The sequence below is a fragment of the Pedobacter rhodius genome (assembly GCF_027213645.1).
GTDB classification, from domain to species: Bacteria; Bacteroidota; Bacteroidia; order Sphingobacteriales; family Sphingobacteriaceae; genus Pedobacter; species Pedobacter rhodius.
Genome location: NZ_JAPWGL010000001.1, coordinates 742837 through 764795 on the forward strand (window position 1 = coordinate 742837; position 21959 = coordinate 764795).

General features: G+C 36.7%; 18 protein-coding genes and 1 pseudogene. 14 read left to right on the forward strand and 5 right to left on the reverse strand.

The window, feature by feature from the left end; all coding sequences use genetic code 11:
• Position 1: 1 nt before the first annotated feature.
• Positions 2-2008, reverse strand: a complete 2007-nt coding sequence (locus O0931_RS03385; RefSeq protein WP_269414137.1) for a DUF3858 domain-containing protein — start codon at positions 2006-2008, stop codon at positions 2-4.
• A gap of 217 nt (positions 2009-2225) precedes the next feature.
• Between O0931_RS03385 and guaB the strand changes: the two genes are divergently transcribed.
• The 4 genes from guaB to O0931_RS03405 all read left to right on the forward strand — a co-directional run bounded on the left by guaB (position 2226) and on the right by O0931_RS03405 (position 8061).
• Positions 2226-3695: an IMP dehydrogenase gene (gene guaB, locus O0931_RS03390; protein ID WP_269414138.1), complete on the forward strand. Its 1470-nt coding sequence runs from the start codon at positions 2226-2228 to the stop codon at positions 3693-3695.
• Positions 3696-4174: 479 nt separating this feature from the next.
• On the forward strand, positions 4175-6754 hold the full coding sequence (locus tag O0931_RS03395; RefSeq protein ID WP_269414139.1) for a TonB-dependent receptor: 2580 nt from the start codon (positions 4175-4177) through the stop codon (positions 6752-6754).
• Between the two features lie 170 nt (positions 6755-6924).
• Positions 6925-7518 carry an LOG family protein gene (locus O0931_RS03400; protein WP_269414140.1) on the forward strand — a complete coding sequence of 198 codons (594 nt, stop codon included), beginning with the start codon at positions 6925-6927 and terminating at the stop codon, positions 7516-7518.
• 78 nt (positions 7519-7596) lie between these two features.
• Entirely contained in the window at positions 7597-8061 is a 465-nt protein-coding gene (locus O0931_RS03405; protein ID WP_269414141.1) for a MaoC family dehydratase, read from the forward strand.
• A gap of 73 nt (positions 8062-8134) precedes the next feature.
• Here O0931_RS03405 and O0931_RS03410 read toward each other — a convergent pair whose 3' ends face one another.
• Complete coding sequence (locus O0931_RS03410; RefSeq protein ID WP_269414142.1) at positions 8135-8578, reverse strand: DUF2721 domain-containing protein; 444 nt, start codon at positions 8576-8578, stop codon at positions 8135-8137.
• Between the two features lie 630 nt (positions 8579-9208).
• Between O0931_RS03410 and O0931_RS03415 the strand changes: the two genes are divergently transcribed.
• The 6 genes and pseudogenes from O0931_RS03415 to O0931_RS03440 all read left to right on the forward strand — a co-directional run bounded on the left by O0931_RS03415 (position 9209) and on the right by O0931_RS03440 (position 16133).
• A complete protein-coding gene (locus tag O0931_RS03415) occupies positions 9209-10837 on the forward strand; it encodes an acyl-CoA carboxylase subunit beta (protein ID WP_269414143.1) in 1629 nt (542 codons plus the stop codon).
• A gap of 558 nt (positions 10838-11395) precedes the next feature.
• A complete protein-coding gene (gene trxB / locus O0931_RS03420; protein WP_269414144.1) occupies positions 11396-12352 on the forward strand; it encodes a thioredoxin-disulfide reductase in 957 nt (318 codons plus the stop codon).
• Positions 12353-12536: 184 nt separating this feature from the next.
• Positions 12537-14447 (forward strand): beta-N-acetylhexosaminidase, encoded by a 1911-nt coding sequence (locus O0931_RS03425; protein ID WP_269414145.1) that lies wholly within the window; start codon positions 12537-12539, stop codon positions 14445-14447.
• 60 nt (positions 14448-14507) lie between these two features.
• On the forward strand, positions 14508-15110 hold the full coding sequence (locus tag O0931_RS03430) for a hypothetical protein (protein WP_269414146.1): 603 nt from the start codon (positions 14508-14510) through the stop codon (positions 15108-15110).
• Positions 15111-15272: 162 nt separating this feature from the next.
• Positions 15273-15650 (forward strand): annotated as a pseudogene (locus O0931_RS03435) (GxxExxY protein).
• 111 nt (positions 15651-15761) lie between these two features.
• A complete protein-coding gene (locus O0931_RS03440; RefSeq protein WP_269414147.1) occupies positions 15762-16133 on the forward strand; it encodes a diacylglycerol kinase family protein in 372 nt (123 codons plus the stop codon).
• Here the strand turns inward: O0931_RS03440 and O0931_RS03445 are convergent.
• From O0931_RS03445 to O0931_RS03455, 3 genes are read right to left on the reverse strand one after another with little or no spacing between them, the layout of a single operon-like run.
• Positions 16125-16682 (reverse strand): DUF922 domain-containing protein, encoded by a 558-nt coding sequence (locus O0931_RS03445; protein ID WP_269414148.1) that lies wholly within the window; start codon positions 16680-16682, stop codon positions 16125-16127. The two genes, O0931_RS03440 and O0931_RS03445, sit on opposite strands and share 9 nt — an antisense overlap.
• A gap of 32 nt (positions 16683-16714) precedes the next feature.
• Positions 16715-17314, reverse strand: coding sequence for a hypothetical protein (locus O0931_RS03450; protein WP_269414149.1), 600 nt, complete (start codon positions 17312-17314; stop codon positions 16715-16717).
• Complete coding sequence (locus O0931_RS03455; protein ID WP_138821654.1) at positions 17301-17798, reverse strand: RNA polymerase sigma factor; 498 nt, start codon at positions 17796-17798, stop codon at positions 17301-17303. The genes O0931_RS03450 and O0931_RS03455 overlap by 14 nt, the downstream gene beginning before the upstream one ends.
• 160 nt (positions 17799-17958) lie before the next feature.
• Here O0931_RS03455 and O0931_RS03460 point away from each other — a divergent pair, with 160 nt between their 5' ends.
• From O0931_RS03460 to O0931_RS03475, 4 genes are all read left to right on the forward strand, one after another.
• Positions 17959-19335, forward strand: coding sequence for a dicarboxylate/amino acid:cation symporter (locus tag O0931_RS03460; protein ID WP_269414150.1), 1377 nt, complete (start codon positions 17959-17961; stop codon positions 19333-19335).
• 198 nt (positions 19336-19533) lie between these two features.
• Positions 19534-19983: a hypothetical protein gene (locus O0931_RS03465; RefSeq protein WP_269414151.1), complete on the forward strand. Its 450-nt coding sequence runs from the start codon at positions 19534-19536 to the stop codon at positions 19981-19983.
• Between the two features lie 116 nt (positions 19984-20099).
• Positions 20100-20462, forward strand: coding sequence for a BlaI/MecI/CopY family transcriptional regulator (locus O0931_RS03470; protein ID WP_269414152.1), 363 nt, complete (start codon positions 20100-20102; stop codon positions 20460-20462).
• 4 nt (positions 20463-20466) lie between these two features.
• The gene (locus O0931_RS03475; protein WP_269414153.1) at positions 20467-21942 is read left to right on the forward strand and encodes a M56 family metallopeptidase; all 1476 of its coding nucleotides are present in this window, start codon (positions 20467-20469) and stop codon (positions 21940-21942) included.
• The last annotated feature ends 17 nt before the right edge of the window (positions 21943-21959 follow it).

The following is a 21959-nucleotide window of genomic DNA, read 5'->3' on the forward strand; positions in this document are numbered from 1 at the left end:
CCTATACCTTCTTTTTAAATACAATTTGTTCTGCCTGTTTTTCTACTATTGTATTGAAAAGTGCTTTAAGATCAAAATATTCTTCTGGCGAGTATAATGACTTATTTATATTTATCGTGCTTTTTACCATCAACATTTTACCTTCAGTTAAATAAGTTATGGTAAATGTTCCATTATCATCTGGTAATTTATAGGCTGCACTTTTTGGTAATTTGTCGATTTCGTAATCTTCAGGGAATTTTAAGGTGATGCGGTAAGATTCTTTTATTGGGTGAGCAAAATCAACCGGGAATTTTCGCTCCTCATACTTAAAAATATTCTCCTTTGTTTTTTCATAAAGGAGTGGGTTAAAATACACCAGGTTGCCCGCTTCTTCAACGTTATCTTCAATTACCACAGACATAGATTCTGTTAAAATTTCATCCAGTTCATCAAGATGTTCGATTTTATAATTAGAAAGTTCAAGTCCTGTTTTGTCTTTTTTAAAGTTTTTTAAAAATTCGGTTTCATTATTGGTCTTTCTGTAACTATTCCTCAATCCTAAAGCTGCATAGCCTTTAGCATATTGACTTATCTGACCTGTAAGCTTATTTTCTTTGTCTAAAGTAAGGTTGTAATTAAATATTTTTTCACGCGCATATTCTGGTTCTGTTGAAATCCAATTACCGGCAATGTTTTTTAAATCGACATAAAATCCCTGATGGCTTAGATTTTCATAATCGACCATGCCCAAAGGTAAATCCTTATCAGTAGCATCCATAAAGTAGGTTTTATTACCCACCATACTTATGGCAATTACGTTGTCAAACTTGGAAATAATAGGATAGCCAGGATGTGCGCCATTATCTCTGGTGCTTATCAGCACTGGGTAAGCAGGTATTTTTGCTTCTTTTAATAAACTTAACAGTGAAAGATTTATATCGGCAGATGAACCTGTCTTTTTATCAAAAACAGCTTTTGGATTGGTTACTGTTGCATATTTTGAGTAATCGTCATTCCATTTGATGTTATTTTTTACATAGTTGTAAATCAGTTTAATGCAGGCTAACGTATCTTTTTCACCTTTTAAAATTTCAGGAAGAACAGCTTTCGCATATCCGCTTTTATTGATAAAAGCGCCGAAGTTTTCATCGGTAGATAAGCTTGTTATAATTTTAGGCCAGGTTCCGGTATAATCCTGATGCATTTGATTAGGAAATCTTGTTGCCTGTAATTCAAAAGTTATTTTAGGAATATAATCATCGAGGGTTGTGATAAAAGCTTCGTCTTTTAAAGCAGGAACATTTTCGGCGGTATACTGGTCGTGCATAGCATTAGAGGCCACACCATTTACATAAGTTGCACTTTCACTTTGATGTAAGGTATGTGTAATGGCATAATAGCCACTTAGATCTGTTTTATAAGAAAGGTATTCGGGAATGCTGACATTATATTCTGAATACAATGTCGGGATGTCTGTCTGAAACCGCCAGCCTCGCAGTGTGAAAATAAAGTCTGATTTAATTTTGTATTTAAATTCAATGATTGAGCCTTCTTTTACGTTTGGTAAAGCAAATTTTTTAAATACATAATTTTTATTAAACTCTTCTGTAAATTTAGCATCCTTGTTAAGCTTGCTGGTTACCATTTTACCATCAACCATATTATAGGTCGCGGCATCCATATAATTTAAATCTTCTTTTGAAGAATTACTGCTTTTATAAAGCTCTATTTTAAAATTGGCTAAATCATAACCGTTTTTATTTAATATTTTATACCTGATGTGCCGCTCAAAAACATATATAAAACCGCCCGATGTAGGACTGATGTCAAAATAGCAATTGCCAACATCAAATAATTTAATAGCAGCAGCTGATGAATCTTTTCCAGTTGCCTTAGCGTTAAATTCCGTTGGTAAAACTTTACCGAATTTAAATTCTTTTTTTTCAGTTGATTTTGTTTGAGCGCTGACATTTAGTACCCAAATGCATAGCACAAGCGACACCAGTGCGAGAACGTTTTTTTGCATGAATTTTTTAGTTGTTTGGTTATTGCAATAATAGAAACATTCTTTTAATATCAAAACACTTTGTAAGATTTAATTTACGTTGTAGCTGTTTATTGAAATTTAATCATTTCTATTTGTCAGCACAACTCAATATTTATCCATTTTTAGCTTTGCACTTTTATTTTCCTGGTTTTTTTGTATCTTTGCCTGGCAAATAATAAATCGTAATTTATTTGCTATGCAACTCGACTCCACAAAATTTATTGCTACAGGATTAACTTATGACGATGTACTTTTAGTACCGGCATATTCCGAAATTCTGCCTCGCGATGTAAATACAGCCACTTTCTTAACAAAAAAAATTAAGCTCAATGTTCCATTGATTTCTGCAGCAATGGATACCGTAACCGAAGCTGAACTGGCAATTGCCATTGCACAAAACGGCGGTATCGGTATGTTGCATAAAAACATGACCATCGACAGGCAGGCAGAAGAAGTTAGGAAGGTAAAACGTTCGGAAAGCGGAATGATTCAAGACCCGGTTACCTTATTGGAAACTGCGGTGGTTGCCGATGCTTTCAAAATCATGAAAGAACATAGAATTGGTGGTATTCCGGTAGTAAGTAGTGATAATAAATTAGTTGGCATTATAACCAACCGCGATTTGCGTTTCCAGAAAAATATGGCAAGACCAATTGCCGAGGTAATGACGAAAGAAAATCTGATTACAGCGCCGGAGGGAACAAACCTTATACAAGCCGAAGAAATTCTTCAAAATCATAAAATTGAAAAATTACCGGTGGTTTCAAAAGACGGCTATCTAAGTGGTTTAATTACTTTTAAAGACATTTCAAAGGTTAAAAACTATCCCGCTGCCTGTAAAGATGAGCGTGGTCGTTTACGCGTGGGCGCTGCGGTAGGGGTAACCGCCGATACTTTACAACGTGTTGATGCTTTAGTTCATGCAGGCGTTGATGTAATTACGATTGATACTGCTCACGGCCACTCTAAGGGCGTAGTCGATAAATTAAAAGAAGTAAAGGCAAAATATCCTGATTTACAGGTTATTGTTGGTAACATTGCAACCGGTGCAGCAGCTAAATTTTTAGCTGAAGCCGGTGCTGATGCCGTTAAAGTCGGTATTGGTCCGGGTTCAATTTGTACAACCAGAATTATTGCCGGTGTTGGGGTTCCTCAGTTATACGCCGTTTACGAATGTGCTAAAGCATTAAAGGGCACAGGCGTTCCTGTCATTGCCGATGGCGGCATTAAGCATACGGGGGATATTGCTAAAGCTATTGCATCTGGCGCCAGTACAGTAATGGCCGGTTCATTATTCGCCGGTGTTGAAGAATCGCCGGGTGAAACCATTATCTACGAAGGACGAAAATTTAAATCTTACCGTGGTATGGGTTCTATCGAGGCGATGGAGCAGGGTTCTAAAGATCGTTATTTCCAGGATGTGGAAGATGATATCAAAAAATTAGTTCCTGAAGGGATTGTTGGCCGTGTGCCTTTCAAAGGTACTTTGGCTGAAGTTATGTATCAGTATATTGGTGGTTTACGTGCAAGTATGGGATACTGTGGCGCCGCAAATATAGAGGCTTTACAGGAAGCACAATTTGTTCAGATTACAGCAGCCGGTATGCGTGAAAGCCATCCTCATGATATTACAATTACGAAAGAAGCACCAAATTATACGAGATAACTCAATCACCCGTCGTTTCGAGAAACGAAGCAATCTAATTAAAAAGCTAAAAGCGAGGTATCGGTTAAGATTACCTCGCTTTTTTTTGAAATTAAATTCTAAAAGCTAACTTTTAGAATAAGAGGCTAATAGCTTGTCATTCAATCATATTAAGATTCCCGCCTGCGTGGGAAAGACGGGTTGAAGGAGAATTATTCTATATGCATTATTTAACCTCAAATCTTCCTTGTTGATCTGTGTTTCTGAGACAATAAACCCTAACGCTTCATTCTAAAAATTAAATTATACAAAATAAAATTTGGCAAATACTTTTTTTTAATATATTTGTCGACTAAATCTATAGATTTAATATAATTAAGATGAAACATAATATTGAAATCCTGTTAAACAGCTGTTGTAGCGGTCAAAATTCACTAATAAAACAATTCCGAACGAGGCCATAATTTAAAATATCTAAACCCAATACATTAAAAACAATCATGAAACAAAGTTTACTCATTTTATTCTCTTTAATACTTTCTACAGGTTCTGTATTCGCTCAAAATATAGTAACAGGTGTAGTTAAAGGTGCCAACAATGTTAATATTCCGGGTGCAACCATAACTGTAAGGGGCGCAAATATTGCGACGGTTACAGATGCCAATGGCGCTTTTACCATTGATGCAAAACAACAACCGCCATTTTATATCCGGATCAGTTATGTGGGCTATAAACCACAGGATTTTCAAATTTTAAAATTACAGGATACGCCTGTTGAACTTACTTTAGTTGAAGATACGCAGCTTGATGAAATCGTGGTAACATCAAGACGCCGATCGGAAGTGCTGCAGGATGTACCTATTCCGATTACCGTTATTGGCGGGCAGGCGGCTGAAAACGCAGGTGCCTTCAATGTAAACCGCTTAAAAGAACTGGTTCCGTCCGTACAATTATATGCTTCAAATGCCAGAAATACGACTTTAAATATCAGGGGCCTGGGTTCTACATTTGGTTTAACTAATGACGGGATCGACCCGGGCGTAGGATTTTATGTCGACGGCGTTTATCACGCCCGTCCGGCAGCCACATCTACAGATTTTCTTGATATCGAACAAATCGAAGTTATCCGCGGTCCGCAGGGTACACTATTCGGTAAAAATACGACTGCCGGGGCCTTTAACATCACAACGACAAAGCCAACACAAACACCAACGGCTAAAGTTGAAATGAGTGTCGGAAATTATAACTTTCTTCAGGCAAAGGCATCTGTTTCCGGCGGACTGGCTAAAAACCTCGCTGCGAAAATATCGTTATCAGGAACACAACGTGATGGTACAATCTGGAATACCAGAGAAGAGCGCAGATACAGCGGACAAAACAACCTTGGTTTTAAAGGTCAGCTATATTTCACGCCATCCGATAAATTAAAAATTTTATTAAGTGGCGATGTGAGTGTTCAACATCCGGCAGGTTATCCGTTGGTTATTGCAGGTGTTGCAACCACAGAAAGAAGTGCTTACCGTCAGTATGCCAGGATAATTTCTGATTTAGGTTATCAACAACCAAAAATAGACCCCTTTTCAAGGGAAATAAATACCAACACCCCATGGAAACATAACCAATCAATAGGAGGCATATCCTTAAATGTTGATTATAAAATTGGCAACGGAACACTGACCTCTACTACAGCATGGAGATTCTGGAACTGGGATCCGACTAACGACAGGGATTTCTCTGAATTATCTGCACTGACTAAATCTCAGGGTAATTCCCGCCACGACCAATACTCACAGGAAATCAGGTATGCAGGTAATATAACTGAAAAATTGAGTGGTGTAATCGGCATATTTGCGCTTGCTCAGGATTTAAAAGGTTTAGACCAGACAGAAGAAGTAGGTAAAGACCAATGGCGATTTGTTCAAACCAGTAATACAGGCACGCAGGCATTATATTCAACACCCGGTTTATTAGATGGATTTGGTATTAAAACAAATTCAACCATTAAATCGCTTAGTGCTGCAGTTTTTGGTCAGGTGGATTGGGAAGTTGTAGAACATCTGCATGTTTTACCAGGTTTACGATTTACATATGATAAAAAAGATGTTGATTACAATAGAAATACTTATGGCGGTTTGCAAACAGCAGATGCCACGCTATTGGCGCTCAAAGCTGCTGTTTACAGCAATCAGCAATTCAATACAAGCACTAATAATAACAATCTTTCGGGAAATATTACGCTTTCCTATCGTCCAACGCCCAGGTTAAATGCTTATGGAACTTTTTCTACAGCTTATAAACCAGTTGGTGTAAACGTAGGTGGTTTGCCAACAACTTCTACCGGTGCAGCTGATTTATCTTTAGCCGTCGTAAAACCAGAATATGTAGAACATTATGAATTAGGGGTTAAAACAAAACCTTTTAAAGGCGCCATATTAAATGTTACGGCTTTCAATACCGACATAAAAGATTACCAAACGAATGTTCAATCGCCGCAACTGGGTGTAAATAGAGGCTACCTTGCAAATGCGGAGAAAGTAAATGTTAAAGGTTTAGAAATTGACGGAACCTATCAACTGGAAAGATTTTTGAGTTTAAATGCTGCTTTATCCTATCTAGAAGGTAAATATGTCACTTTTACGAATGCTCCTTTGCCATTAGAAGAAACCGGACATACGGAAACGATTAATGGTGTGGCCACTCAGGTCGCTTTTAAAGATGCTTCGGGAGGCAGGTTACCAGGGATTTCTAAATGGAATATTTCCGGCGGTTCCGAATTCAGTACGCCGGGTAATCTGGCCACAAAAGCCGGCCGGTATTTTATAGCCGGTGATGTTAGCTACCGTTCAGACTATTCTTCAAACGCAACTCCATCCGCTGTGCTGAATGTTGCCGGCTATGCTTTATTTAATGCCAGATTAGGATTCAGGTCTGAAAAATTCTCAGCCTTTATTTGGAGCAGAAATATTGGAGATAAGAATTATTATGAACAATTGCAGGCTGCTGCAGGTAATTCCGGCTTGTATGCAGGCGTACTTGGCGACCCGAGGACGTATGGCGCAACTTTAAGGTTTTCCTTTTAATTTATACTTTTTTTAATCTTTTCTCTCTTTTATATTTGGTTAAAAGGCGTCGGGTTATCCGGCGCTTTTTTGTTTTTAATTTGCAGGTTTTTAAAACCTTTAAGGTTTATTTTTTTTAAAAATTTAAGGAAAGCCGATAAAGTATTAACTTCGGTAAATTTTTAATCTAAATGAATAAGCTTAAAGCAGTTTGTGTGTATTGCGGTTCAAATTTTAACGGCGATGTGCAATTGCGTAAGGCCATAAAACAGCTGGCAGAAACACTTGTAAAAGAAGAAATCAGGTTAGTTTACGGCGGTGGCAGTGTTGGCGTGATGGGTGTTTTGGCCAATGACGTTTTGGAATTGGGTGGTTTAGTTACCGGTGTAATTCCCCAATTTTTGATGGATAAAGAAGTAGGACACAAAGGTGTTACTGAAATGCTTGTGACCGAAAATATGCATCAGCGCAAGCAAAAAATGGCCGATTTAAGTGATGGTTTCGTAATTCTTCCGGGTGGTTTCGGTACACTAGAAGAATTTTTTGAAGTACTTACCTGGTTGCAATTAGGGCTACATAATAAACCAATTGGTGTATTAAATATAAATGGTTTTTACGATCCGTTGTTTGCGCAGATGGAAATGATGGTTCAAAGTAAATTTCTGAAACCGGCTAACCGGGACTTGGTTTTTAATGAGGCAGACGCCGGAACCTTAATCGATAAAATGGATAATTTTTCCGCAATACCGGATGAAGTCTGGTTTAAAGAAAGAAACTTAACTTAATTCAGGGATGGCAATTTTCGGTTTGCTAAACAGACAAATTAACAATACAACAATTCAGTAATCAATCATTTCATAAAAATGCAAATCATTACTTCTCACGCAGAATTTGAACAACATTTAGGTAAAGAGTTAGGTGTATCTTCATGGCACACCATTACCCAGGAACAAATCAACAAATTTGCAGATGCAACGTTAGATTATCAGTGGATTCATACCGATGAGGAAAAAGCAAAAAATGAGGGACCATTCGGTTCTACGATTGCTCATGGTTATTTAACGCTGTCGTTAATCCCTTATTTATGGAAAGAAATTGTTGATATCCAGAACCTGAAAATGGAAATCAATTATGGTATTGAAAGCTTAAGATTTGCACAACCGGTAATTGTAAACAGCAAAATCAGACTGAAAGCAAAACTGGCCTCGATCGTGAACTTGCGTGGTGTTACTAAAGTACATATGGGTATTGAAATGGAAATTGAAGGCCAGAAGAAACCTGCTTTTACCGGCGAGGTCGTATTCTTATATCACTTTATCACAGCTTAATATTTTATGATATAGGAATATAAGCTTTCGTGTAAACATTAAGCTTTCTTAAATGCCTTATATGATATATTTTTTAATCTTTCTTAAATTTCTTTTTAATTAATCCGCCCAGCGATTCATCTTCTAAATCTTCGAGTGTACTTAGCTCGAGTTCTAATGCTTTTGTGCTAATCTGAATTTCTATAAGGGAGATAATCAGCGAAATCATAAAGAATATCAAACTTAAAGCGAATAAAATTTCTGCTATTGTTTTCAAATCCAGGTAAATAAAGAACATGCAGAATAAACATGCACAAAAGCTCAGCACACCGAAAGCCTGCATATTTTTGATTAATCTTAACCGGTAGCGGAGGTTTTTAATCTGATTCTGCAAGCCTATATTTTTTTCACCCTCTTCGTATTTCGCTTTTAAACTCCGTACTAAAGCAGCCAAAGCCAGAAAGCGATTGGTATAAGCCAGCATAATTAAGCTGATGGCAGGAAATAATAGTGCGGGGATATTAACGGTTAACTCCATTTGATGAGATTTGTTCAAAAATATTATTTTAAATGGATATCCGTTTATTTAACCGCAAAGGGCGCTAAGTTTTTTCGCGAAGAACGCAAAGTTGGATGGTCAGATTAGTTTATTAAGAATTTACCACAGAGGGCACCGAGTTTGCACAGAGAAACACCGAGCCGGAAAAAATCTTTATGTGCTGTGATTTTTCTTCGTGTGCTTTTTGGTTATTATTTAACAGGCATGCTTTTTTTCCACAGAGGGCACCGATTTTTCACAAAGAAACACCGAGCCGGAAAAAATCTTTGTGTGCTGTGATTTTTCTTCGTGTGCTTTGTGGTTATTATTTAACAGGCGTGCTTTTTTACCACAGAGGGCACCGATTTTTCACAAAGAAACACAAAGCTTGTAAAATCGGTTCATCATAATTTTTAATCAGTAAGTTAAATAATTATTATCGTGCCTCACAATGACATTGGCTTTATTAAAAACGTAAACTTATTAATTATATAAAATTTTCTCCGTGGTACTTTGTGTATATTTCTTTGTGTCCTCTGTGGTTTAATTTCTTTGCGGTTAAACAAACCAGTAGACCAGAAACCAAATCAGTCTCCACGATTTTTATAAAATAAAATTTAAATTGCCTGCATGAATATCGAATTCAATAAAAATGAGGATGTAAATAAACAGCTGGTTTACGAGCTGAAGACCAAACTCAAAAAGATTTATCAGGGCGGCGGCGAGAAAAATGCGGCTAAACAAAAAGAAAAAGGCAAACTTTTGGCTCGGGAACGCATTGCTTACCTGATTGATAAGGGGACAGATTTTTTAGAAATCGGCGCTTTTACAGCTGATGGTATGTATGCTGAACAAGGTGGCTGCCCGTCTGCCGGCGTGATTTGCGGCATTGGCTACGTTAGTGGCAGGCAATGTATGATAGTGGCCAACGATGCAACTGTTAAAGCAGGTGCCTGGTTCCCGATGACCGCAAAGAAAAATCTCCGGGCACAGGAAATTGCGATGGAAAACCGATTGCCGGTGATTTATCTGGTTGATAGTGCCGGTGTTTATTTGCCGATGCAAGATGAGATTTTTCCTGATAAAGAGCATTTTGGCAGGATGTTTCGCAATAATGCAATGATGTCTTCAGAAGGAATTGTACAAATTTCAGCGATTATGGGTGCTTGTGTTGCTGGTGGCGCATACCTGCCGATAATGAGCGATGAAGCCATGATAGTCGATAAAACAGGTTCCGTTTTTCTGGCTGGTTCGTATCTGGTAAAATCCGCCATCGGCGAAGAAGTTGATAATGAAACACTAGGCGGCGCAACAACGCATTGCGAAATTTCCGGCGTTACCGATTATAAACATCCTAATGATGAGGCTTGTCTGGATAGTATCCGTAACATCATGGGTATGTTAGGGGCGCCTCAACATGCAGGTTTTGACAGAATTAAGTCAGCAAAGCCAAAAGAAAACGAAAAAGAATTGTATGGCATTATTCCGGAAAACCGGGACAAGCAATATGAGATCATGGACATCATCAGCCGTTTGGTTGATAACTCTGAATTCGAAGAATATAAACAAGGTTACGGACAAAGCATCGTTTGTGGTTTAGGGCGTATTGATGGTTGGGCGGTTGGCATTGTGGCCAACCAGCGCAAGGTGGTAAAGTCGAAAAAAGGAGAGATGCAGTTTGGTGGTGTAATTTATTCTGATAGTGCAGATAAAGCGACACGTTTTATCATGAACTGCAACCAGAAAAAAATTCCCCTGGTTTTCTTGCAGGATGTAACGGGCTTTATGGTTGGCAGTCGGTCGGAACATGGCGGTATTATAAAAGATGGTGCCAAAATGGTTAATGCTGTAGCTAATTCCGTTGTACCGAAGTTTACCATTATTATTGGCAATTCCTATGGTGCCGGCAATTATGCCATGTGCGGCAAAGCTTACGACCCCAGATTAATTTACGCCTGGCCAACCGCAAAAATTGCCGTGATGGGCGGCGCACAGGCTGCGAAAACTTTATTGCAAATTCAGGAGGCATCTTTAAAGGCTAAAGGCGAAGTTATTACACCGGAAAAAGAAGCCGAACTTTTAAAAGAAATTACAGATAGATACGATAGCCAAACAACACCATATTACGCGGCATCGCGACTTTGGGTAGATGGAATTATTGACCCGTTAGAAACCAGAAAAGTAATTTCTATGGGCATTGAAGCTGCAAATCAGTCGCCGGTTACACGGAAGTTTAATGTTGGTGTGATACAAACTTAAAAAATCACCACCTAAGGTACCTTAGGATTTCGAACTAATAACTAAGGTGTCTCAGGTGGTAATAAAAATCAGATGACGCCATATTTTACTACCTTCGCGGCTTTGGGTAGATGGAATTATCAATCAATTAGAAACCAGAAAAGTAATTTATACGGGCATTGAGGCTGCAAATCAGTTGCCGGTTATGAAGAAATTTAATTTAGGGGTGATCCAAAAGTAAGAAGAATTACGAAATATCATTATTGGCGATGGACCGGTTGGCGGAGCAAGCCAACTCAAAAAAACGCAAAATTTCCTTAGAGGAAATGCGAAAGCACGCCTCAGAATTAAAAAATAAGAGTATTTCAAAATGAAGAAACAGCGTTTTCAGACGCTTATTAATTTTTACGCGACTAAATCAAATATTGCTGTCTCCGCATGAAACGCTTAGCGCCATGCGCCATGCCTTTCTAACGCACATTGTTAATAAGTAAACTATGTTGACAATGCCCACTTGCCAACAAATATTTAAAGCATTAAATTTGCTTTTCAATTAATGAATTTCAAACACACTAGGTAATGTCACAAGAAAACGAACACGTTCAGTGTTTAATTATAGGTTCTGGTCCGGCAGGTTATACTGCAGCAATTTACGCAGCAAGGGCAGATTTAAAGCCAATTATGTATACGGGTATGCAAGCTGGTGGTCAGCTAACACAAACAACTGATGTAGAAAACTTTCCTGGTTATCCGCAAGGGATTATGGGGCCTGAAATGATGGAAGATTTTCGTAAGCAGGCAGAACGTTTTGGTACAGATATCCGTTTTGGTTATGTAAGTTCGGTCGATTTTTCTTCCGCTCCGCATAAAATTGTAGTAGATGAAATAAAAACCATTACCGCTGATACCGTAATTATCGCGACCGGTGCAACCGCGAAATGGCTGGGTTTGCCAAGTGAGCAACAATATAACGGTTTTGGTGTTTCGGCTTGTGCGGTTTGTGATGGTTTCTTTTTCAAAGGACAAGATGTTGCAATCGTAGGTGCAGGTGATACCGCTGCTGAAGAGGCAACTTATTTAGCTAAACTTTGTAAAACCGTTCATTTATTGGTTCGCAGAGATGAATTCCGGGCATCGAAAGCCATGGTGAGCCGTGTTTTAGCTACGCCGAATATTATAGTGCATTATAATACCGAAACGCAGGAGATTTTAGGTAATGGCAAAAATGTAACGGCAGTTAAAGTCGTAAATAATAAAACCAATGAAGAAACGGATATCGCTGTTGAAGGTTTCTTTGTGGCAATAGGCCATAAACCAAATACCGATATTTTTAAAGGTCAGCTGGATATGGATGAAACTGGTTATTTATTAACAAAACCGGGTTCTACATTAACCAATATCGAAGGTGTTTTTGCCTGTGGTGATGTTCAGGATATGTATTACCGCCAGGCGGTTACGGCTGCAGGTTCGGGTTGTATGGCAGCTTTAGATGCCGAACGATATTTAGCAGCTAAAGAGCATCCTGTAGAAGCATAATTTAAGCTAAAATAATATTGAAAATCGCACTGATTAATTTCTGAGCGATTTTTTTTTGTGCGCTGATAGGTAAATGCAAACGTTTGATATGAATTGTAACAAAAATGTGGGATTTAGAATCTTTGTATAATCTCTATCTTAGGCTAATTTAAACAAAAAAGATATTCTAATTTAAAAAACCATCATGAACAAAGTATTATCGATTTTTATTGGCGTATTAATAAGCACCAGCGTCTTCGCGCAGCGTGATCCTAATCTTGGAATCATACCGGCACCGGTATCCGTTACAAGAGCCAATGGTAATTTCATTTTAGATAAAACAACTGTTTTAATTAATCAAAGTATCGATGGTGCGAAGTCAGCTGATTTATTAAATGCATTTATTGTTACAAAAGCTGGTTTTGCTTTAAGAGAAACTAAAATTGCCCAGCCAAATCAAAAGAGCATTCTTTTGACATCGGTTGGTGCAGATGTATTGCCTGCAGAGGGTTATACCATAAAAGTTACGCCAAACCAAATTATTCTTACCGGAAAAGGAGCAGGCTTATTTTATGCGATACAATCAGTAATGCAGATGATGCCTGATAAAATTGCGGATAAAATAATCATCCCCGCAGTTGATATAAATGATTATCCGCGTTTCACTTATCGTGGAACAATGCTCGACGTTGGCCGCCATTTCTTTCCGATTTCATTTATCAAAAAGTACATCGATCAATTAGCCTATTACAAAATAAACACCTTTCACTGGCATTTAACTGATGACCAGGGCTGGAGATTAGAAATAAAAAAATACCCTAAATTAACTTCAGTTGGCTCTGTCAGAAATGGTACTATAATTGGACATTATCCAGGAGATGGAAATTATTTAACAGAAGTAAAGGGCTTTTACACACAAAACGAAGCCAAAGAAATTGTTAAATATGCAGCGGAACGTTACATTACGGTTATCCCTGAAATTGAATTGCCGGGCCATGCTTCTGCAGCAATCGCAGCCTATCCCGAATTAAGTTGTTTTCCGGACAGAGATACTTTTATAAGCGATAAAACACCTTGGTCGGGTAGCAGAAAAGGAAAACAGGTGCAACAAACCTGGGGCGTTTTTGACGATATTTTTGTGCCTTCAGAAAACACATTCAATTTCTTAAATAATATTCTGGATGAGGTGATTGCTGTTTTTCCTTCAAAGTATATACATATTGGTGGAGATGAAGCACCTAAAACGTATTGGAAAGAATCTCCGTTTTGCCAGGCTTTGATGAAAGAAAAAGGATTGAAAGATGAGCATGAATTACAAAGTTATTTCATTCAGACTATTGAAAAGCACGTAAATGCAAAAGGCCGTTCTATTATTGGTTGGGATGAGATTCTAGAAGGCGGATTAGCACCAAATGCGACCGTAATGAGCTGGAGGGGAGAAGCTGGTGGAATTGCTGCTGCTCAGCAAAATCACGATGTAATTATGACACCAGGTTCGATGGGTTTATATATCGATCATAAACAATCAAATTCACCTGATGAACCAGTAACGATTGGCGGTTTTGCACCTTATCAAAAAATTTATGCTTATGATCCGATTCCAAAAGTGCTTACAGATGATCAAAGAAAATACATAAAAGGCGTGCAAGCCAACTTGTGGTCGGAATATATTAAAACCCCTGAAAAAGCAGAAAATCATGCTTTCCCGAGGTTGTTAGCACTTTCTGAAATCGCCTGGTCGCCGGTTGATCGTAAAGATTTAAAAAACTTTTCTGAAGAGCGTTTACCTGTTCACTTGGCTCGTTTGGATAAGATGAACATTAATTTATGGGTACCTACTCCAATTGGACAAAGCGATAAAACCTTAACAGGCGGCGATTTTACTATCGACTTGAAAGTACCGGTTACCGGAGGTAAAATATATTATTCACTGGACGAGTCGCGTCCTTCTGAAAATGCATTTTTGTATACCGCACCAGTTAAAATTACTGTTCCTAAAGGCGAAAAGAGAACATTGAAAACAATTGTTATTGCGCCAAGTGGCAGAAGGAGTGTAACAAACGAAACAATATTAAACAATGGTGCGCCTGATGTTAAAACAGAGGTGAAAAAATAAAACACTTTGTTTTAAAATGCTATTTTCTTACTTTGGTGCAAACATAAATGCCCCAAAAGAATGAAAAAAAAGAACTATACTTTACAGCATCTTTTGCTTTTAGCAGGGATGCTGTTTTGTTTTGCATGTACCGAAGAAAAGCCGGCAGAAGTTAAAATTGAAAAAACTAAAATCGAAAAAAATCCATTTCGGTTTTATAAAGATATTGAAGTGAAACCCGGATTAAATTTTGAAATATTAAGTTGGGGAAAAGGTGCAGATTCTATAGGAGGGTACCAGATTTTGATGTCTGATTCGGTTAAAAATAATTATAAATCAGCTGCTGTTGAACGTAAAGGTATCATGACAGATGCCTGGAATATGGATTTGGATAACGACGGAAACCCGGAATTATATATCCAGTTGTTAAGCAAGAAAAATACTTCCGATTTAAATGTTTTTGAATATGCCGGAAATAACTTTAATAAAATCAGCTTTCCTTCGTTAACTTCTAATCAGAAAAAGGGTTATGCAGGCAATGATAAGTTTTTTATTAAAAACGGCGATTTGTTTCGTTCTTTCCCTGCTAAAGATGCGGAGGACACGACCAAAACAATTGCCAAAACCTATCAATACAAACTAAGCGGAAACAGCTTTTCGACCAGTGAGGTAAAACCTGAGTAATGTTAACTTACCAATTTGAAATTTTAAACCAGCCTGGGCCAATTAGTTGCCAATAGATATTAGCCACAGATTAACAGATTAAAATTGAAAGAATTAACAACGGCTATTAAAATAAATTAACGACTAATCTGTAGGAATACTGGCATCTATACTGATCTAAAAATGGCTAAAATTTATAATCAAGATGAAACCTACAGAATTATTGGTATTGCTATGGAGATTCATAGAATGTTAGGCAAAGGATTGTTAGAAGTTGTATATAAAGACGCTCTTGAATATGAACTGATCAAGAGAAATATACCATATCAACTTGAAAAAGAATGTATTATAAAATATAAAGATACTATCTTACCACATAAATTTTATGTCGATTTTTTAGTTTATAATCAAATAATTGTTGAAATAAAATCAAAGGCTGGAATTATTGAATAACATTATGCTCAAGTAATTAATTATCTAGGTATAACAAAATTAGAAGTTGGTTTAATTATCAATTTCAATGAGAAATCTTTAAAATATAAAAGGGTAATAAATAATTAACAGATGTTAACTTCAATTAAAAAAAATCTGTTAATCTGTGGCAAGTTGATAATATTTGATTTTTTCTGGTAGAAATCAATTATAATTAGAATCAGTTTTTATATCTCATAAATGGAAGAAAATCAGAAATTTTCAATTATTGCCAGACTTAAAAGCTTTAAATACGCTTTTAACGGATTAAAGCTGTTTTTTATAAATGAACATAATGCAAGAATACATTTCATTGCTGCGGTTTTAGCAATTGCACTAGCAGTTTATTTACAGCTTTCGCCTTTAGAATGGGTTGCAATACTGGCTGTTATTTCAGCAGTTTTTGTTGCCGAAATACTAAATTCATCAATAGAAAAATTAGCTGATGTGGTTGCTCCGGAAATTCATCCTAAAATAAAAATGGTTAAAGATTTAGCCGCCGGGGCAGTTTTGGTTACGGCCTTATTGGCGCTGGCAACCGGTGCACTTATTTTTCTGCCAAAGCTATTTTGAATTACTGGCCGCAATCGACTCTTCCATTTTATCGCTTATAATCCGATCCCATTCCGCCTGCATTTTGTGATTACTGCCATGCTCGGTTTCTTCATCATAGTTTTTTTGCATGGTATCGAAATAATTGCTGATCTCGTTAGCCAGTTGAGAAATTTGCGTCTTATAAGTTTTAACTGAATAGTTTCTGTTTTTTAAAACTCTGTCTGCCTCCAGGTATAAAATGTACTGAATATTAACATGGCCCTGTTCATGATGCAAGAGATTTTGTCGGCCCTCTTCAGTTCTAACTTTATCAAGTTTAACCCATGAACGGTTTCTATCAATGCTGATTTCGTTTTGTAATTTTATTTCAACCCGGTTTCTGTAAACGGTGGAAGCATAACTGTACTTCCAGGTCATTGCGGTCAGGGCATAAAAAGGTGAGTTATTATCCGGTTTTCCTTTAAAATGAATCGCCCAGTCTAACTGCTCAGGTTCTTTAAAATCCTGCCTGAACGACAATAAAGGCATAACAATTAATAAACTTAGAATAATGAACAGTGTTTTCATAAGCAGAAGTGAATGAAAAAACCGTGCCTAAATTATTCTAAAGCTGCAAATTGGCCGCTGATACGCTCAAACTTTTCGATAAGTAATGCTATTCGCTCTTTTTCACGTTTGATAACGGCTTTCCTTAAAATTGTTGAACAGAAAGTTATCCAGATGGCCGTTAAACCAACAGCAATTATTTTTTGAATTGTGTTAAAGTGTGTTAGAATTTCTACGAAATAAAAAATAAGTCCTAACGACAAAGCCACAACATAGAACCAATAAAGCGAATTATAAAGCTTATATCTGTTTAATTGATAGGTTTTTAAACTGCGAAGGTATTCGTTAGGATGGACGGTATAATCACTTTTTGCAATTAACCTGTGGTCGCGATATAAAATTAAGGTATAAACGCCAATCGCAATCATAGTAATGCTAATTCCAACATGTGTTGTCCAGGATTCAAAGTGATAATAAATCCAAATTGCCGCTATTGCCAAAAAGGAAGCTGTCATACCCAAAATGTTTAAGGTAGATTTAAGCTTCAACCCATTAACTTCCTTTTTAGCCTGTTGCAGCATCTCATCAGCAGAAACTTTAACTTCTACCTCGTGCTTTTGCCACAACTCCTGTATTTGATCAAACGCTTGCATACTGGTTATATAGTTCTGTTAATTTTTGTTTTATACGGTGAATTTTTACCCTTAAGTTGCCTTCACTGATGCCAGAGATATCAGCAATTTCATGGTACGGTAATTCATCCAAAACCATAGTGATGATTAAGCGATCGTTTTCTTCAAGTTTTGAAATACAGGTATATAATAAGGCTACCTGTTCATTTTTTTCAGAAAACTCTTCAATTTTATTTTCAATTATATTATCAGTTAATTCATCTTTTGCCTGGCGTTTCTCGGAGCGCAAATAGGTTAAGCAGGTATTCACGGCAATTCTGTATATCCAGGTAGATATTAAAGACTTGTTCCTGAACTTATCCAGGTTCTGCCAGACTTTTAAAAAAGTTTCCTGTAAAAGATCATTTGCTGCATCGGTATCACCTGTATAACCATAACATAAATGGAATATTTTTTTGGAATTCGAATCGAAGATTTGCTTAAATAACTTGTCTTTTTGTTCCATTTAACGGGTTATAATTACTTTTTAGATGGTCGGTAATATTTTTTGTTACAGGGAAAATCAAAAATAGATTAATTTTTCATTACCAGAAAAATCAAAATTTGTTACAAGCGCTAAATATCGTAGTTTTACCAAATTAAAAGAGCCATCAACTTAATTATTCATGAAGAAAAACAAACTCACGCTTTTTATTTTTATAGCGCTGATTGCAGGTATTGCTTTGGGCTACATTTTAAATGTTAATTCTATTGATGTTTATAATCAGAATATACTTAATGCCGACGCCAAGGTTAAAAGCATTGAAGTTAATATTGCTAAAACGACCGATACAACTACGGTTACCTATGCTCAATTAAAGGCAGATAAAAAAGTAAACTCAAAAATTAAAAGAGAAAACGAAGAAATCCGGGAAAAAAAGCTCGAATATTTTACTTTGCTAAGTGATATTTTTCTTCGACTGATAAAAATGATTGTTGCACCTTTAGTATTTACCACGCTTGTTGTAGGCGTGGCTAAAGTTGGCGATATAAAGGCGGTTGGCCGGATTGGCGGTAAAACCTTGGGTTGGTTTGTGGCCATGTCGTTGATGTCGCTGGTTCTTGGATTAATCCTGGTTAACTTGTTCGAGCCTGGGAAACACATGAAGTTAACCTTACCTGACCAATTGGTTAACACCGGCATTCAAAAAACGGCCATGAGTGTTAAAGATTTTATTGCCCATGTTTTTCCGAAAAGCATAGCCGAATCTATGGCAACAAACGAGATCCTGCAGATTGTTGTATTTTCTTTATTTTTTGGTGTGGCTACAGCAGCAATCGGCGATTTAGGTCAGGTCGTAATTAAAGCATTTGATGCAATTGCACATGTTATTTTAAAAATGACAGGTTATGTAATGAACTTTGCACCGCTTGCGGTTTTCGGCGCCATGACTGCAATTGTAGCTAAACAGGGTTTGAACGTTTTAAATACGTATGCCATATTTATAGGCGAGTTTTATTTCGGCTTGGCTATCCTTTGGACAATGCTTATTTTCCTAGGGTTTTTAGTGCTGAAGAAACGAATTTTTCGTTTAGTAGGTGATATGAAAGAACCTGCTTTACTGGCATTCAGTACAGCAAGCAGCGAGGCGGCATATCCAAAAACAATGATGCTTTTAGAGCGTTTCGGCTGTAAGGATAAAATTGTAAGTTTTGTTTTACCATTGGGTTATTCCTTTAATCTGGATGGTTCGATGATGTATATGACTTTCGCTTCCTTATTTATAGCACAGGCCTACGGTATACATTTAGGTTTTGAACAGCAAATATCTATGCTTTTAATCTTAATGTTAACCAGTAAAGGCATCGCAGGTGTTCCACGGGCATCGCTCGTTGTAATTGCAGGTACAATTGCCAGTTTTAACATTCCCGAAGCTGGCTTAGCCTTGTTAATCGGTATCGATCCATTATTGGATATGGGTCGCTCGGCAACAAATGTTGTGGGTAATAGCATTGCTACGGCCGTAGTTAGTAAATGGGAGGGTGAACTTAAAGAGGGCTAGGATTTTAGGATTGTATTCTGATCAAATTATTTTGATTTTAAGATGTCATGATAATCAATAAAATTTTTAAGCTTTGCATTGTTTTTGAAGAAACCGTTGCTTATCCATTCATTCAAAATTCAATTACTCAATAATTAAAAAAGAACTGTGTCAAATAAAGGAAAAAAGATCTTCTTGGCGTTAACCATCATCGTACCGATGATAATTTACTGTTACATTTATTACAAACCAATTATTCAGAATGCACCATTTCGTAAGAACGATTTCGTGTCTATGAATTACAAATGGGGGGTAAAAGATACTTTAGAAAATCAGTATGATTCTAAAACCGGTGCCTATCAGTATGTAAACAGTCAGGATTCTACCATTAAAAAGAAAGTGTTTTTTAATAACGATGATGTCCTTTATATACATGGTAAAGCAAATGAAATAGGCCTGTGGAATTTTCCGGATACGATAGGTAAGAAAAGTGCCAAATCTATGGCGGTGCCGCGTTACGATATGTTCTTCAAATACAAAGAGAAATCAAAGCATGTTGTAATTTATGGTGATTTTGATGGAAATCCTAAACTTTTAGATGCTGCAATGCAGATGAGAAAGGTTATCGAAGAAACGATAAATCAAGCGGAGAAAAGAAGCGGTAAGTAAAGTAATCTTCTTCCGAAATAAGTTCCGGGCTTTAATAAAATGTAATGATAAACATTTTATTAAAGCCTTTTTTGGTTTAAAGTTATTTCGTATATTTACGATATATTCGTAATTAAATGGAGAAATTAACCTTACAGGAAGAAGAGGCAATGCTTGCGGTTTGGCAAATAAAAAAGGGCTTTATAAAAGATTTTATGGATGTTTTGCCTGAACCAAAACCACCCTATACAACTTTAGCCTCAACCGTAAAAAACCTGGAGCGTAAAGGTTATTTAATAAGCGAGCGGTTCGCAAATGCTAATCGCTACAGTGCAAAGGTTAAAGAAGCAGATTATAAAAAGCGTTTCATGAGTGGTTTTGTAGATAACTATTTCAAAAGCTCTTATAAAGAATTGGTTGCTTTTTTTGCAAAAGACAAAAAGATTAGTGCCGAAGAGTTGAAAGAGATAATTCACCTTATCGAAAATCCTGAAAAGTAATGTTATGCCACATTTCTTTATCATTCTATTCAAAATAAATCTGGTTTTGGTGCTTTTTGCAGCAGCTTACTACCTGGTGCTTCGAAGGCTAACTTTTTATGTTATCAACCGCATTTTTTTATTGTTTGGAATTTTATTTTCTACCCTTTATCCTTTCATAAATTTAACCGGGTTCTTCAACAGTTTCAAGTCTGCCCCGGCTTTTTTACCTCAATTAAATCAAAACGTTAATCAATTTGTGCAGCAAGAATCCATTTCTTTTTTCTGGCAAATTTTGACTTTTGTTTTTTATGCAGGTGTGCTTTTTATGGCTTCAAGATTAACGATCCAGTTTATTTCTCTGCGCCGTGTGCATAAAAATTCAAATCCGGGGCGGGTTGATGAATTTGATGTACGCATTCTGAATGATGAGGTAAGTCCGTTTTCCTTTTGGCAAACCATTTACGTTAATCCGCTTTTGCATAAAAAAGAAGATTTGAAAAATATCATCGAGCACGAAAGCGTGCATGTGGAGGAGTGGCATACATTAGATATCATCCTCGCAGAAATAAGCCTGGTTTTTTACTGGTTTAACCCTGGCGTTTGGTTAATGAAAAAAGCTGTTCGCGAAAATATTGAATTCATTACCGACGCTAAAATTTTAAAAAAAGGTATTGATAAAAAAGCTTATCAGTATAGTTTATTAGGCGTTGGCGCCTTAAACCCATCTGTAGCGATTGTAAATAATTTCAATCTTTCCGATCTTAAAAAAAGAATTAAAATGATGAATGCCAGGCGTTCATCCAATATTAATCTGGCCAGGTATTTATTTATTTTACCAATTTTGTTGATAACAACTTTAGCTTTTACTATTGATAAAAAGGATGTAGAGAAAAGTTTGATGCCATTAAAAACAATTGTTGACAAGGTAATTCCTGAAAAAAAACCAGAACCGTTGAGGATTCAGGTAAATCAGTTAAAAAAGCCTGTAAAAAAGGTTTTGCAAAAACCAAAGTTTGTAGATACGACAAAAAACATAACCTTAATTTTAAATCAAGATATACGCGACAGCAATTCAGTACATAAAATTCTGAACTTGTTTCTGAAAGATAAGAATGATAAAGCGCCTGCAAAGTTCAAAGCTGACCGCAAAATTTTTATAAGCAATTTTGTGTTTAATGACACGGTAAAAAATGGTGAAACACCTGAAGTCAGGAATATTAAAATCACAATGAATACCGATAAAGACAGTCAGTATTCGTTTTCAGATGGTAAAAGGATCATCAATGTGGTTAAAGTTGTTGAAACAGGTAATAGCAGACAAGATTCTTTAACTAAACCGGATACAAAGAAGCATTTTTTCTTTACTCAATCTACCTCATATTCTTTGGATGGGAACAAAGTTTCTGCTGCGGATTTAAGCAGGTTAGATGCAAAACAAATAGAAAATATCATCATTTCTCATGGTGGCATGATGGATATAAAAACCAAACAAAAATAAGCTAAACCTCATCCAAT